The organism is Methylibium sp., assembly GCF_013817365.1.
In the GTDB taxonomy this organism is placed as follows: domain Bacteria; phylum Pseudomonadota; class Gammaproteobacteria; order Burkholderiales; family Burkholderiaceae_C; genus Methylibium.
Window position 1 is genome coordinate 1 of record NZ_JACDCU010000064.1, and the last position, 12,872, is coordinate 12,872.

The 12,872-nt window shown below is 67.5% G+C and carries 16 protein-coding genes and 3 pseudogenes; 18 read left to right on the forward strand and 1 reads right to left on the reverse strand.

What is annotated here, in order from left to right:
* The 12 genes and pseudogenes from H0W38_RS06310 to cydX form a co-directional block, all read left to right on the forward strand.
* Positions 1 to 2,624, forward strand: a 2,624-nt coding sequence (locus H0W38_RS06310; protein ID WP_292452216.1) for a bifunctional acetate--CoA ligase family protein/GNAT family N-acetyltransferase, incomplete at its 5' end; no start/stop codon positions are given.
* The gene (locus H0W38_RS06315; RefSeq protein ID WP_292452218.1) at positions 2,621 to 4,291 is read left to right on the forward strand and encodes a SulP family inorganic anion transporter; all 1,671 of its coding nucleotides are present in this window, start codon (positions 2,621 to 2,623) and stop codon (positions 4,289 to 4,291) included. The genes H0W38_RS06310 and H0W38_RS06315, both read left to right, overlap by 4 nt.
* A gap of 110 nt (positions 4,292 to 4,401) precedes the next feature.
* A complete protein-coding gene (locus H0W38_RS06320) occupies positions 4,402 to 4,638 on the forward strand; it encodes a hypothetical protein (RefSeq protein WP_292452220.1) in 237 nt (78 codons plus the stop codon).
* Positions 4,639 to 4,742: 104 nt separating this feature from the next.
* Positions 4,743 to 5,165, forward strand: coding sequence for a universal stress protein (locus H0W38_RS06325; RefSeq protein WP_292452222.1), 423 nt, complete (start codon positions 4,743 to 4,745; stop codon positions 5,163 to 5,165).
* Between the two features lie 20 nt (positions 5,166 to 5,185).
* Complete coding sequence (locus H0W38_RS06330) at positions 5,186 to 6,049, forward strand: YgcG family protein (protein WP_292452224.1); 864 nt, start codon at positions 5,186 to 5,188, stop codon at positions 6,047 to 6,049.
* Positions 6,049 to 6,546 carry a TPM domain-containing protein gene (locus tag H0W38_RS06335; RefSeq protein WP_292452226.1) on the forward strand — a complete coding sequence of 166 codons (498 nt, stop codon included), beginning with the start codon at positions 6,049 to 6,051 and terminating at the stop codon, positions 6,544 to 6,546. The genes H0W38_RS06330 and H0W38_RS06335 overlap by 1 nt, the downstream gene beginning before the upstream one ends.
* An 86-nt stretch (positions 6,547 to 6,632) precedes the next feature.
* Positions 6,633 to 7,001 (forward strand): annotated as a pseudogene (locus tag H0W38_RS06340) (2-deoxy-5-keto-D-gluconate 6-phosphate aldolase domain-containing protein); the annotation flags it as partial.
* A gap of 121 nt (positions 7,002 to 7,122) precedes the next feature.
* Positions 7,123 to 7,569, forward strand: a complete 447-nt coding sequence (locus tag H0W38_RS06345) for a 2-deoxy-5-keto-D-gluconate 6-phosphate aldolase domain-containing protein (protein ID WP_292452228.1) — start codon at positions 7,123 to 7,125, stop codon at positions 7,567 to 7,569.
* 56 nt (positions 7,570 to 7,625) lie between these two features.
* The gene (locus tag H0W38_RS06350) at positions 7,626 to 7,739 is read left to right on the forward strand and encodes an NAD(P)-binding domain-containing protein (RefSeq protein ID WP_292452244.1); all 114 of its coding nucleotides are present in this window, start codon (positions 7,626 to 7,628) and stop codon (positions 7,737 to 7,739) included.
* Positions 7,727 to 7,975: pseudogene (locus H0W38_RS06355) on the forward strand (ATP-binding protein); the annotation flags it as partial. The gene H0W38_RS06350 and the pseudogene H0W38_RS06355, both read left to right, overlap by 13 nt.
* 138 nt (positions 7,976 to 8,113) lie before the next feature.
* Positions 8,114 to 9,238: a cytochrome d ubiquinol oxidase subunit II gene (gene cydB, locus H0W38_RS06360; RefSeq protein ID WP_292452246.1), complete on the forward strand. Its 1,125-nt coding sequence runs from the start codon at positions 8,114 to 8,116 to the stop codon at positions 9,236 to 9,238.
* Positions 9,239 to 9,286: 48 nt separating this feature from the next.
* On the forward strand, positions 9,287 to 9,454 hold the full coding sequence (gene cydX, locus H0W38_RS06365) for a cytochrome bd-I oxidase subunit CydX (RefSeq protein WP_292452230.1): 168 nt from the start codon (positions 9,287 to 9,289) through the stop codon (positions 9,452 to 9,454).
* 7 nt (positions 9,455 to 9,461) lie between these two features.
* Here cydX and H0W38_RS06370 read toward each other — a convergent pair whose 3' ends face one another.
* Positions 9,462 to 10,340: an MBL fold metallo-hydrolase gene (locus H0W38_RS06370; RefSeq protein WP_292452232.1), complete on the reverse strand. Its 879-nt coding sequence runs from the start codon at positions 10,338 to 10,340 to the stop codon at positions 9,462 to 9,464.
* A gap of 92 nt (positions 10,341 to 10,432) precedes the next feature.
* Between H0W38_RS06370 and H0W38_RS06375 the strand changes: the two genes are divergently transcribed.
* From H0W38_RS06375 to H0W38_RS06400, 6 genes and pseudogenes are all read left to right on the forward strand, one after another.
* Positions 10,433 to 10,759: a metalloregulator ArsR/SmtB family transcription factor gene (locus tag H0W38_RS06375; protein WP_292452234.1), complete on the forward strand. Its 327-nt coding sequence runs from the start codon at positions 10,433 to 10,435 to the stop codon at positions 10,757 to 10,759.
* Positions 10,756 to 11,190 carry a YeeE/YedE family protein gene (locus H0W38_RS06380; RefSeq protein ID WP_292452236.1) on the forward strand — a complete coding sequence of 145 codons (435 nt, stop codon included), beginning with the start codon at positions 10,756 to 10,758 and terminating at the stop codon, positions 11,188 to 11,190. The genes H0W38_RS06375 and H0W38_RS06380 overlap by 4 nt, the downstream gene beginning before the upstream one ends.
* Before the next feature lie 11 nt (positions 11,191 to 11,201).
* On the forward strand, positions 11,202 to 11,645 hold the full coding sequence (locus H0W38_RS06385; protein WP_292452238.1) for a DUF6691 family protein: 444 nt from the start codon (positions 11,202 to 11,204) through the stop codon (positions 11,643 to 11,645).
* Between the two features lie 110 nt (positions 11,646 to 11,755).
* Positions 11,756 to 12,118, forward strand: a complete 363-nt coding sequence (locus tag H0W38_RS06390) for a DUF599 family protein (protein WP_292452240.1) — start codon at positions 11,756 to 11,758, stop codon at positions 12,116 to 12,118.
* 65 nt (positions 12,119 to 12,183) lie between these two features.
* The gene (locus tag H0W38_RS06395) at positions 12,184 to 12,624 is read left to right on the forward strand and encodes a hypothetical protein (RefSeq protein ID WP_292452242.1); all 441 of its coding nucleotides are present in this window, start codon (positions 12,184 to 12,186) and stop codon (positions 12,622 to 12,624) included.
* A 78-nt stretch (positions 12,625 to 12,702) separates the two neighbouring features.
* Positions 12,703 to 12,872: pseudogene (locus tag H0W38_RS06400) on the forward strand (ISL3 family transposase); the annotation flags it as partial.

The following is a 12,872-nucleotide window of genomic DNA, read 5'->3' on the forward strand; positions in this document are numbered from 1 at the left end:
TGGGCAGCGTGGGCGCCACGGTGTGGCGCAACCTGCGCGCCGGCCACTTTGCCGGGCCGATCTACGCGCTCAATCCCAAGCACGACACGCTCGACGGCCAGGCCGTGCTCGCGCGTGCCGCCGACCTACCGCAGGCGCCCGACCTGGCCATACTGTGCACGCCGCCCGCCACGGTGCCGGGCCTGATCCACGAGCTCGGCGAGCGCGGCACGCGTGCGGCCATCGTCATGAGCGCGGGCATGGACGCGGCGCAGAAGCAGGCCGCACTGGACGCGGCGCGGCCCTACCTGCTGCGCCTGCTCGGCCCCAATTGTCTGGGCCTGCTGAGCCCGCACCTCGGGTTGAACGCCAGCTTCGCTCACACCGACGCGCTCCCGGGCGACGTGGCCTTCGTCTCGCAATCGGGAGCGTTGGTCACCGCTGTGCTCGACTGGGCCAAGTCGCGACGCATCGGCTTCTCGCACATGGTCTCGCTGGGCGAAAGCGCCGACGTCGATTTCGGCGACCTGCTCGACCACTTGGCAAGCGACCCGCACACGCGTTCCATCCTGCTCTACATCGAATCGATCACCGCGCCGCGCAAATTCATGTCGGCCGCGCGCGCGGCGGCGCGCAACAAGCGCGTCATCGTCGTCAAAGCGGGCCGGGCCGGCAAGGGCGTGCTGGCCGCCGCCTCGCACAGCGGCGCGCTGGCCGGCTCGGACCTGGTGTTCGACGCCGCCATCCGCCGCGCCGGCATGTTGCGCGTCGATACGCTGCAAGACCTGTTCATGGCGGCTGCGACCCTGGCGCGCTTTCGGGGTGGCGAGGCCGGCGGCGCCGACCGCGGCCTCACGCTGATGAGCAACGGCGGCGGCGCCGGCGTGATGGCGGCCGATGCGGCGGCGCTGGCCGGCATCACGCTCCCCGAACTGAGCGAGGGCCTGCGCCACAAGCTCGATGCGTTGCTGCCGCCGACCTGGTCGCATGCCAACCCCATCGACATCATCGGCGACGCCCCGGTGCAGCGCTACACCGACACGCTGCAGGCCCTGCTCGCCGACCGCGACACCGGCGCCGTGCTGTTCATGCACGCGCCGACCGCTATCGTGCGCAGCGACGACATCGCCCGTGCCTGTGCGCCGCTCGCGCGCCAGGCCGCCGGCCGGATGATGGCCTGCTGGCTCGGCGACGCCGCGGTGGCCGACGCACGGCGCGTCTTCGAGGAGGCCGGCGTGGCCGACTACGCGACGCCCGAGGAAGCCGTGCGCGCCTTCGCGATGCTGGCGACCTACCGAGACAACCAGACCCTGCTGCTGGAGGCGCCGACCGCGGACGAAAACGGCCCGCCCGACATCGCCACCGCCCGCGCGACCATCGCCGCGGTACTGGCCGATGGCCGCGACATGCTCGACGAGCTGGAAGCCAAAACCGTGCTCAAGGCCTACGGCATCCCCGTGGTGCCGACGCTGGCCGTCGGGCCCTCGGCCGCTGCGGCGGCCGAGGCGGCGCGCCAAGTCGGCTACCCGGTGGCGGTGAAGATCCTTTCGCCCGACATCAGCCACAAGTCCGACGTCGGCGGAGTGCACCTGAACCTGCGCGACGAAACCGCGCTGCGGCAGGCGGCCGAGCAGATGCTCGCCCGCGTGCGCGAGCGCATGCCGCACGCGCGCATCAGCGGCTTCACGGTGCAGGCCATGGTGCAGCGCGGGATGGCCCAGGAGCTGATCCTGGGCGCCAGTGTCGATCCGGTGTTCGGCCCGGTGCTGCTGTTCGGCCAGGGCGGCACCGCGGTCGAGGTGCTGGCTGACCGCGCCATCGCGCTGCCGCCCTTGAACCGCACGCTGGCCCGCGCCCTGGTCTCGCGCACCCGGGTCGCCAAGCTGCTCGCCGGCTACCGCGACCATCCGCCCGCCAAGCTCGATGCCATCTGCGACGCTCTGATCGCGCTGTCGCAGATGCTGGCCGACTTGCCCGAGCTGGCCGAGCTCGACATCAACCCGCTGTGGGCCGACCATGAGGGCGTGATCGCGCTCGATGCCCGCATGCGCGTGAGCCGCGCGCTCGGCGCCGGCACCGAGCGCTTCGCGATCCAGCCCTATCCGGCGCAGCTTGCCGAGACGCTCTCGTGGCAAGGCCGCGAGCTGCTGCTGCGCCCGATCCGCCCCGAAGACGAAGCGCTGCACCGCGCCTTCGTCGAGGACCTCGCGCCCGAGGACCTGCGCATGCGTTTCTTCAGCAGCCGACGCGAGTTGCCGCGCAGCGAGCTGGCGCGGTTGGTGCAGATCGACTATGCGCGCGAGATGGCGTTCATCGCCCTGGCCACCCGCCCCGACGGCGCCACCGAGACGCTCGGCGTGGTGCGCTCGGTGGCCGACCCCGACAACATCGAGGCCGAGTTCGCCATCATCCTTCGGTCGGACCTCAAGGGTCGCGGCCTCGGCCACCTGCTGCTGAGCAAGTTGATCGCCTACCTGAGGGGTCGCGGCACGCAAAGAATGGTCGGCGAGGTGCTGCGCGAAAACCAGCCGATGCGCGAGCTGGCACGCAGCATTGGCATGCATGTCGACGCCGAGGCGTCTGAGGGATCGTCGCTGCGCTACGTGCTCGAGCTGCAGCCCGCAGCCGAGGCCGGGCCCTCGTGATCGCGCTGCTCGAAGCCCATCGGGCCGGTCTGTACGCCAGGCAGCAGTGGCTGCCCAACATCGTGGCCGGGGCCATCGTCGGCGTCGTCGCACTGCCGCTGGCGATGGCGTTTGCCATCGCCTCGGGCGCGCGGCCCGAGCAGGGCATCTACACGGCCATCATCGGCGGCGCGCTGGTGTCGCTGTTCGGCGGCAGCCGGCTGCAGGTCGCCGGCCCGACCGGGGCCTTCATCGCCATCCTGTTCGGCATCAATGCCCAGTACGGCATCGCCGGCCTGCAGGTGGCCACCCTGATGGCCGGCGTGATGCTGGTATTGATGGGCGTGGCGCGCTTGGGCGGCGTCATCAAGTTCATACCGGCGCCGGTGATCGTCGGCTTCACGGCCGGCATCGGCGTGATCATCTTCGTCGGGCAGTGGCGCGACTTTCTCGGCCTGCCGGCGGTCGCGGGCGGGCATTTCCACCAGAAGCTGTGGCAGCTCGTCCAGGTGCTGCCTCAACTGCACCTGCCGACGCTCGGGCTGGCGCTGCTGAGCCTGCTGCTGGTGCTGTACGCGCAGCGCATCAAGCGGCTGGCCCGCGTTCCCGGGCCGCTGGTAGCGATGGTCGTGGCGACGGTGCTGCAGTCGCTGCTGCAGCTGCCGGGCGTGGCGACCATCGGCAGCGCTTTCGGCGGCATACCGCAGGGGCTGCCTTCGTTGCGCATGCCGGAGCTGTCGGTCTCGCAGGTGATCATGCTCATTGGGCCGGCCTTCACGATCGCCATGCTGGGTGCCATCGAGTCGCTGCTGTCGGCGGTGGTGGCCGACGGCATGGCCGGAACCAAGCACGACTCGAACCAGGAACTGATCGGCCAGGGCATCGCCAACATCGCCTCGCCGCTGTTCGGTGGCTTCGCCGCCACGGGCGCCATCGCCCGCACCGCCACCAACATCCGCAACGGCGCCACCCGTCCGCTGGCCGGCGTGGTGCATGCGCTCACGCTGGTGGCCGTGCTGCTGGTGTTGGCGCCACTGGCCTCCAGCATCCCGCTGGCGGCGCTGGCGGCGATCCTGTTCGTGGTGGCCTGGAACATGAGCGAAGCCAGGCACTTCGCGCGCATCCTGCGCAGGGCCCCCAATGCCGACCGCGCCATCCTCGTCATCACCTTCGGGTTGACCGTGTTCGCCGATCTGGTGGTGGCCGTCAACGTGGGCGTGATCCTGGCGATCATGCAGTTCATGCGCCGCATGGCCGATTCGGTGGAGACGCAGCCGGTGCACGCCCCGGCGCTGATGAGCGAGCTCGCCGAGCACGGGCTGGTCGAGCTGCCACCCGGCGTGCTGGTGTACGAGATCGCCGGGCCGATGTTCTTCGGCGCGGTCGAGCACTTCGAGCGCGCGCTGCTACAGACGCATGCCGACCCCCAGACCCTGATCATCCGGCTGCACCGCGTGCCCTTCATGGACATCACCGGCATCCAGACGCTCGAAGAGGTGATCGACAAGCTGCGCAAGCGCGGCTTGCGCGTGCTGCTCACCGAGGCGAACGGCCGGGTGCTGGGCAAGCTGCGCAAGGCCGGAGTCGTTGCGGCGCTTCACACGGACGACTACTGCGCTTCCTTCCAGGCGGCGCTGACACGGGCGGTTGCGGGACAAGCGGCCCCCGAGAGCCGCACCGTGGCCTGAACGAGATCGCGCCAAGGTCAAGCCACGGGAAGCCGAGCATGTCTTCAACGAAGCATCCATAAAACTTCGACCTCATTCGGACGGCTCTGGCGTTCGGCGGCGCGATCCTCATGGCCCTGGGACTGTTCGCCACCGGCCTGCTGACGGTGTACGTGGCGGTCACCAGCTTTCGCGCCCACGTCCGCGGCGGTGCGGGCGTCGTGGCCTTGGCCGGGCTGAGCTCCATCGGGCTGATGGCTGTCGTGAACTTCATCATTGCCTCGAATTTCAAGTGGCTCATCCTGGCTTTCGTCCTTCCTTGGGCGCTGGCCCTGGCGCTCTACCGGATCGAAAGCAAGGCCCCATGAAGCGCCGTTGAACTCCTGCCAGCGACGGTCGTTCTTGACGCCAATCAAGCGGCGATGCTTCCACGCACCGCAGCATCGGTGCATCCATCCCCCTCGGAGCCACCATGAAAATTCTCCTGCCAGTGGACGGAAGCCGCTATACGCAACTCACGCTCGGCTACATCGCGGCGCACGACGAACTATTCGGCCACGCCCACGAGTACACGGCGTTCACCGCCATCGCGCCCGTTCCTGCTCATGCGGCGCAGTTTCTGGACCGCTTCACGCTGGACAGCTACTACACGGACGAGGCTGAGAAGGTGCTCGAACTGGTGCGGGACTTCAGTGAGCAGCATGGCTGGAAACTGCACACGACGCACGCCGCCGGCCATGCCGCCGAAGCGATCGCGGCTTTTGCGGAGGCCGAGCAGCCTGACTTGATCGTCATGGGTACGCACGGGAACTCTCCGCTCCTCAACGTGGTTCTCGGCTCCGTGGCCAGCGGGGTGCTGGCGCGCTGCAAGGTGCCGGTGCTTCTCATCCGCTGAACGGATCGGCTGGTGTCGGCATGATCGGACGGCTGTTCATCCCATGGCTCCTGGCCCTGGCGGCGCTTGCGCCTGTTTATGCCGCGGACGGGCTCGTGCCCGTGCCGCCGCTTCAGATGCGTCTGACCGATCTCACCGGCGCGCTGACGCCATCGCAGCACGCGGGTCTGGAGCAGAGCCTGCAGGCCTTCGAGACCCGAAAGGGCACGCAGATCGCCGTGCTGATCGTCGCGACCACCCAGCCTGAATCAATCGAGCAGTACGCCTTGCGGGTCGTCGAGCAATGGAAGCTGGGACGCAAGAAGGTGGACGACGGTGCCTTGCTGTTGATTGCCAAGGACGAGCGCACGCTTCGCATCGAAGTCGGCTACGGGCTCGAGGGGGTGTTGAACGACGCCACCGCCAAGCGCATCGTCAGCGAGGTGATCACACCGCGATTAAAGGAAGCAGACTACTTCGGCGGCGTCAGCGCCGGCATCGACCAGATGATGCGCGTCATCGACGGCGAGCCGCTGCCGCAACCCGAGCGCAGCGCTGAGGCACCGGACGGACAGGGCATCGGGCAACTGCTGCCCGTACTGCTGGTCGTGGCACTGACGGTCAGTGGCGTGCTGCGCAGAGCGCTCGGCCGCCTTCCCGGCGCCTTCGCGGCCGGCGGCCTGCTTGGGCTGCTGGGCTGGCTGGTCGCGGGTGCGGCAGTGACTGCGGCGATCGTCGGCAGCATCGCTTTCGTCATCACTTTGCTGGGTGTCGGCATGGGTGGACATGGCGGCATGCATGGAGGCGGGCGCCACGGCGGATTCGGTGGCGGTCGCTCGGGGGGTGGCGGATTTGGCGGCGGTGGCGGTGGCTTTGGCGGCGGCGGTGCTTCCGGGCGGTTCTAGTGAACCTCAAACGCATCTTGCGGCACCTCGCGATGACCCAGGGGCAAGTGAACCGCGCCTTCCCGCGCGCCACTTTGGCTGCGGTCGAGCAAGCGATCAGGGCAAGTGAAGCGGCCCATCTTGGCGAAGTCCGCTTCGTCGTCGAGGGTGCGCTCGACGGCGCTCCGCTCTTCAGTGATCAGTCTGCGAGAGAGCGTGCCCTGGACGTGTTCTCGCAGTTGCGGATGTGGGACACCGAGCACAACAGCGGCGTGCTGATCTATTTGCTGCTCGCCGACCGGCAGGTGGAAATCGTCGCCGATCGAGGCATCCACGCGAGGGCAGGCTCTGGCGCATGGGCGGCGAATTGCCGCGACATGCAAGCGGCCTTCAAGACAGCGAGCTATCAAGAAGGCGTGGTCCGTGGCATTCAGGCGGTGACACGGCAGCTCACGGAGCATTTCCCGGCCGGGGCCGCCAACCGCAACGAACTGCCGGACAAACCGGTCGTTCTCTGACTCGAGCCTGCACCATGATGAACCCGGGCTACACCACGCCGCTGTGCATCCTTCCCTTCGATCACCGTGCCTCCTTCGAGAACGGGATGTTCGGCTGGAGCGGGACGCTGAACGCGGAGCAGCGCGCCCGGATCACCGCTGCAAAGCGGGTGATCTACGACGCCTTCATCGCGGCGGTGGCCGGCGGCGTTGCCCGGCAGCAGGCTGGCATCCTGGTCGACGAAGGTTTCGGCGCCGACATCCTGCGCGACGCCAGAAGCAGCCGCTTCATCACCTGCGCGCCCGCGGAGGCGAGTGGGCGCGACGAGTTCGATTTCGAGTTCGGGGAGCATTTCGCGCAGCACATCGAGGCGTTCGCGCCGACCTTCTGCAAGGTGCTCGTGCGCTACAACCCCGAAGGCGACGCTGCCGTGAATCGCGGTCAGGCCGCGCGGCTGCGGCGCTTGTCGGAATACTTGCGCGGCAGCCCGTCTAAGTACATGTTCGAGCTGCTGGTGCCGCCGGCCACGCCGGCGCAGCTTCAATGGGTTCGGCGGCAATACGCAGGCCTACGACCGCGAGCTTCGGCCCGCGCTCATGGCCCGCTCGATCCGCGAGTTGCAGGACGCCGGGGTCGAGCCCGACGTCTGGAAGATCGAAGGCTTGGAGCGCCACGGCGACTTCGAGGCCATTGCGGCGGTGGCGCGGCGCGACGCGCGTGGCAACGTGGGCTGCATCGTCCTGGGCCGGGGCGAGAACGAGCAGCACGTCCGCGCCTGGCTCGCCACGGCAGCGGCGGTGCGCGGCTTCATCGGCTTCGCGGTGGGCCGGACCACCTTCTGGGAGCCGCTGGTCGCCTTGCGCGACGAGGAGATTGCCCGCGAGGCAGCGGTGGCAGAGATCGCCCGGCGCTACCGGCAATGGGTCGACGTCTTCGAGCAGGCTCGCTCTGCTGCCCTCGGTTGTGACAGCGCACCCGCAGCAGCGAGGCCACCAGACACGGTAGCGCCAGCACCACCGCCACAGCACGGGAGCGAGCCATGAGTTCGACGATCGATACAGCACCCTTGGCCGACATCGGCGTGGCCGGCCTCGGCGTCATGGGCGAGAACCTGGCGCTGAACATCGAGGATCACGGCTTTCGGGTGGCGCTGTGGAACCAGACCGAGGCTAGGACCACCGGCCTGATCCATGCCCGACTCGCGCCGATCTGATGGAGGTGATCGACGACCGGGCTGGAACGCACCCGACGATCGTGACGAGTCAACTCCCCGTCGAGCACTGGCATGCGTGGATCGGCGACGCAACCGTTGCCGACGCGATCCTCGACCGGCTGCTGTCGCGCAGCCACCGGCTCAACCTCAAGGGCAAATCGATGCGGCCGAGCAAAGCGGCCGCCTCAAACACCGGGGGCAGCGACACCGCCACACCACAAGCCGCCGCCGAATAGCGACGCCACCTCCAATAACCTCAGCCACGGAGCCGTTGAACCACCTTCAAATATCCACTTCCTACAATCCATTCCACGCAACTGCATCGACCGCTCAGACCGGTCACGTTCCCGAAATCGTCGGTCACGTTCGCCGAAATACGCAGCCTCGTCTGGTGGCTGCTGATCGCCCTGCTGCTGATCGGCTTTGCGGTCACCGATGGCTTCGATCTGGGCACCGGCATGCTGCTTCCGTTCGCCGGGCGCGACGACAACGAGCGGCGCGTGATCATCAACAGCGTCGGCCCGGTCTGGGAGGGCAACCAGGTCTGGCTGATCCTCGGTGGTGGTGCGATCTTCGCCGCCTGGCCTCAGCTCTACGCGGTGTCGTTCTCTGGCTTCTACCTGGCGATGTTCGCGATCCTGGTCGCGCTGATCGTGCGACCCGTGGCCTTCAAGTTCCGCAGCAAGTGCGAAGAGCCGGCCTGGCGTGCGCGGTGGGACTGGGCGCTGTTCGTCAGCGGCTTCGTGCCGGCGCTGATCTTCGGTGTCGCGATCGGCAGCGTGCTGCAGGGTGTGCCATTCCGGTTCTCGGACGACATGCACATCTTCTACGACGGCAGCTTCTTCGGCCTGCTCAACCCGTTAGCGCTGCTGTGCGGGCTGGTGTCGGTCGCGATGCTGGTGATGCACGGCGGCGCGTGGCTGCAACTGAAGACCCAGGGCGCGGTCGCTGACCGAGCGCGCCTCTACGGCAGCGTTGCGGCAATCGTCACGATCGCGCTGTACGCCGCGGCGGGCATCGCGTTGTGGCTGTGGGTCGATGGCTACGGCGTGACGAGCGCGCTTCCGGTGACCGGCCCGTCGAACCCGATGCTCAAGACCGCCGAACTGCAGCCCGGCGCGTGGTTCATCAACTACGCGGCGCACGCCTGGCTCTGGCTGGCGCCGGGCGCCGGCTTTGCGGGCGCGCTGCTGGCGTTGCTGGGCCTGCGACTGCGGCGCGAGGTGCTGGGGCTGCTGGGCAGCGCGCTGGGCATCGCCGGCATCATCCTGAGCGTCGGCGCGTCGATGTTCCCGTTCATCCTGCCGTCGTCGATCGACCTGCCCGCGAGCCTCACGGTGTGGGACTCGTCGTCGAGTCACCTGACGCTGTTCATCATGCTGGTGGTGACGGCCGTCTTCATCCCGATCATCGTGGCCTACACGAGCTGGGTCTACCACGTGCTGTGGGTCAAGGTCGATGCCGAGGCGATCCGTGACGACCGCGGCCACGCGTACTGATCGACCGCTCTACAAATTGGCCGAACCGATCACGAGAGGAACTCAATCATGTGGTACTTCGCCTGGATGCTGGGGCTGCCGCTGGCGGTCGCCTTTGCGGTACTGAACGCGATGTGGTACGAGCTGATGGAAGACGCAGCGATTCGCCACGACAAGCTCGACGCGCCAGCGGCGATGTCGAGGCAGGCGCCCGCGACAGCGCCGACCACCCGCTGACTGCCCCTCAGCGGTGGACCGGCAACGCGTTCAGCGGAATGCGCAGGTAAGACACGCCGTTCTCGTCCGCCGGTGGCAGTTGACCGGCGCGCACGTTCACCTGGATCGACGGCAGGATCAGCGTGGGCACCTCGAGCGTGGCGTCGCGCGCCTGCCGCATCGCGACGAACTCGTCTTCGCCGATGCCATCGCGCACGTGGATGTTGTGCGCCTTCTGCTCGGCCACGGTCGTCTGCCAGCGGGCAGGTCGCGAGGCGGGCGGGTAGTCGTGGCAGACGTACATCGTGGTCTCGGGCGGCAAGGCCAGCAGCCTGTGCATCGAGGCGTACAGCTGATGCGCGTCACCGCCGGGGAAGTCGGCGCGGGCGCTGCCGACGTCGGGCATGAACAGGGTATCGCCAACGAACACCGAGCCGTCGATCAGGTAGGCCATGTCGGCCGGCGTGTGACCGGGCACCAGCATTGCGGTGGCCTCGACCGTTCCGATCATGAAGGTCTCGCCGTCCTTGAACAGGTGGTCGAACTGGCTGCCGTCCGGCAGGAAGCTGCGCTCCAGGTTGTAGAGCTTCTTGAAGGTCGCCTGCACCACGCGGATGTTCTCGCCGATGGCGATCTTGCCGCCCAGGCGTTGTTGGATGTAGCGCGCGCTCGACAGGTGATCGGCATGCGCGTGTGTCTCCAGGATCCAGTCGACTTGGAGCGCGTTCTCCGCCACGCAGGCGAGCACCTGGTCGGCCGAGGCGGTGCCCGTGTGGCCGGACTTGAAGTCGTAGTCGAGCACCGGGTCGATGACCGCCGCGCGCCGTGTGGACGGGTCCCACACGACATAGGTGACGGTCCATGTCTTGGGGTCGAAGAAGGCTTGCGTGGTGGTTCGTTCGCTCATGGTGTGCACCGCTTGTCCGGTTTTCGCTCTATTGCCTAATAGTATATTGCTAAATAGAATGAATGCAACCCGCTGGAACTCGAAATCACTCCATGAAGACCTCGCCACCCACCCTCGACCCCGAGACGCTGCGCCGTGCCGCCGATCAGGCGGTCGGCGCGCTGAAGCTGCTGGCCAACGTCGAACGCATGTTGCTGCTGTGTCAGCTGTCGCAAGGCGAGATGTGCGTCAGCGACCTCGAAGTGCAGCTCGGCATCCGCCAGCCGACGCTCTCGCAGCAGCTCGGCGTGTTGCGCAATGAAAGCGTGGTCGGCACGCGCCGCGACGGCAAGAACATCTTCTACAGCGTGACCGATCCGGACCTGCTCGAGATCCTCGCTGTTCTCTACCGCCTCTACTGCCCGAAGGAAAAACGATGACGATTGCATGGACTGAGTTCACCCCGTGGTCCGCCCTGGCGGGCGGTGTGTTGATCGGCATCGCTGCGGCGATGTTCGTGCTGCTGAACGGCCGGATCGCCGGCATCAGCGGCGTCATCGGCGGGTTGTTCAAGCCGGTCACGGGCGACGTGGCCTGGCGTGCTGCGTTCGTGATCGGATTGATCGGCGCACCGCTGGTGTACGGAATGCTCGCAGCGCTGCCGGTCCCCCGGATCGACGCATCCTTCGGCGCGCTGATCGGGGCCGGGCTGCTGGTCGGTGTCGGCACGCGCTACGGCTCGGGTTGCACCAGTGGCCACGGCGTGTGCGGGCTGGCGCGCCTGTCGCCGCGGTCCCTCGTCGCCACTGCTGCGTTCATGGGTGCCGGTTTCGCGACGGTCTTCGTGACGCGCCACATGTTCGGCATCTGAAGGAGCTTCTCATGACAACGGTCTTCACCTCACTCCTAGCGGGCTTGGTCTTCGGACTCGGCCTCATCGTCTCCGGCATGGCCAACCCGGCCAAGGTGCTGGGTTTCCTGGATTTGGCCGGCGCTTGGGATCCGTCGCTCGCTTTCGTGATGGCGGGCGCCATCGCGGTCGCGGCACTCGCGTTCGCGCTGGCGAAGAAGCGCACGGTGTCCTTCGTCGGCGCCGCCATGAAGCTGCCCGGCTCGTCGCGTGACATCGATCGCCGCCTGGTGTTTGGCAGCGTGCTGTTCGGGATCGGCTGGGGCGTCGCCGGCTTCTGCCCGGGGCCAGGGCTGGTGGCGCTCGGCATGGGCGAGATAAAGGCGCTGGTCTTCGTCGGGGCCATGCTGGCGGGCATGGGCATCTTCGAGTTGATCGAGCGACGCAAGCAGGCATCGCCGCTGCGTGAGGCCTGAAGGCATGCGATGAACGGCAACCTGGTCTGGCTGGCCACGCTGGCAACCGTCGTGCTGCTGTTCGGCCACGAAGCGGTCGTGGCCGTGGCGCAGCGCCATCGGCCGGATCCATGGCACGCAGCGCGCACGCTGCATTGCGTGAGGACTGGTTCAGCGCGGTGTCGCAGCACAAGGGCTCCAAAATCCTGGCGGTTCAGACGCTGCGCAACTCGCTGTTGTCGGCGACCATGACGGCTTCGACGGCTGTGCTGGGGCTGATGGGTACGGTGACATTGGCAGCGCCCTCGCTGCACGTCAGCTGCGGCGAAGCGGCCGCAGTGCCGAGCTTCACACCCCGGCTGGTGCTGGAGTTGCTGTTGCTCACCTTGCTGTTCGTCTCGCTGGTCTGCTCGGCGATGGCGGTGCGTTACTACAACCATGCCGGCTTCATCAGCGGCATGCCGGTAGCGTCCGAAGCCCGAGGTCAAACTTGATGTGGATCAAGGGTTCGCCGGGGTGCCCTCGTAATAGTATGAGATTCAGGTCACCCGAACTCAACATGCCGTTCTTCTTCAGCCCCCTCGCCAAGCGCAGTACCGCATTTGTGGTGCTGCTGGTGTGGATGTTCGCGCTGGGCTCAGGCGTTGCGAATGCATGCCTCTTGGAAGCGCCTGCACCGCATTCCCTGGCGACCAGTGCTTCAGGGGAACACGGTCATGCGCCTGACGCGCTGGCTGCGCATCCGCACGATGCTGCCGGGCATGGCGACAAATCGGGAAGCTCGAAGGAGTCGTGCCTGAAGGCTTGTGACGACGGCTCCCACACCTTGCTCAAGGCGTACTCCGCCTTGGACCATGCCGATCCGGGCCCAGCGCCTCTGGTCACCACCCTGTGGGCGGCCGCAGTTCCCGTGGTTCTGGCTTTCAGCCTCATCGACGGCCTGCAGATCGGCCCCTCGTCGTTTCGTGTGGAACCCAACAGTCAGAATCGCTGGTCGTAGTCGAGCCCGGTGGGCATGTGGGCAGGCTGCCTTTGAGCCTGTCCACATGTCCACGGGGCAGCAGCCGGGAGAGCGGATTTGAGCGTTGGCGTGGAGGCGCTGTTCACCAGCGCGTTGGGGTTGCAGCCGCCGTGGGTGGTTGAGGATGTCAAGCTGGATGTGCCAGCCAAGCGCATCGACTTCGAGGTCAGCTGCACTGGCGCGTTGCTGAGCTGCCCAGCCTGCGGCGCCGCATCGCAGCCAGTGCA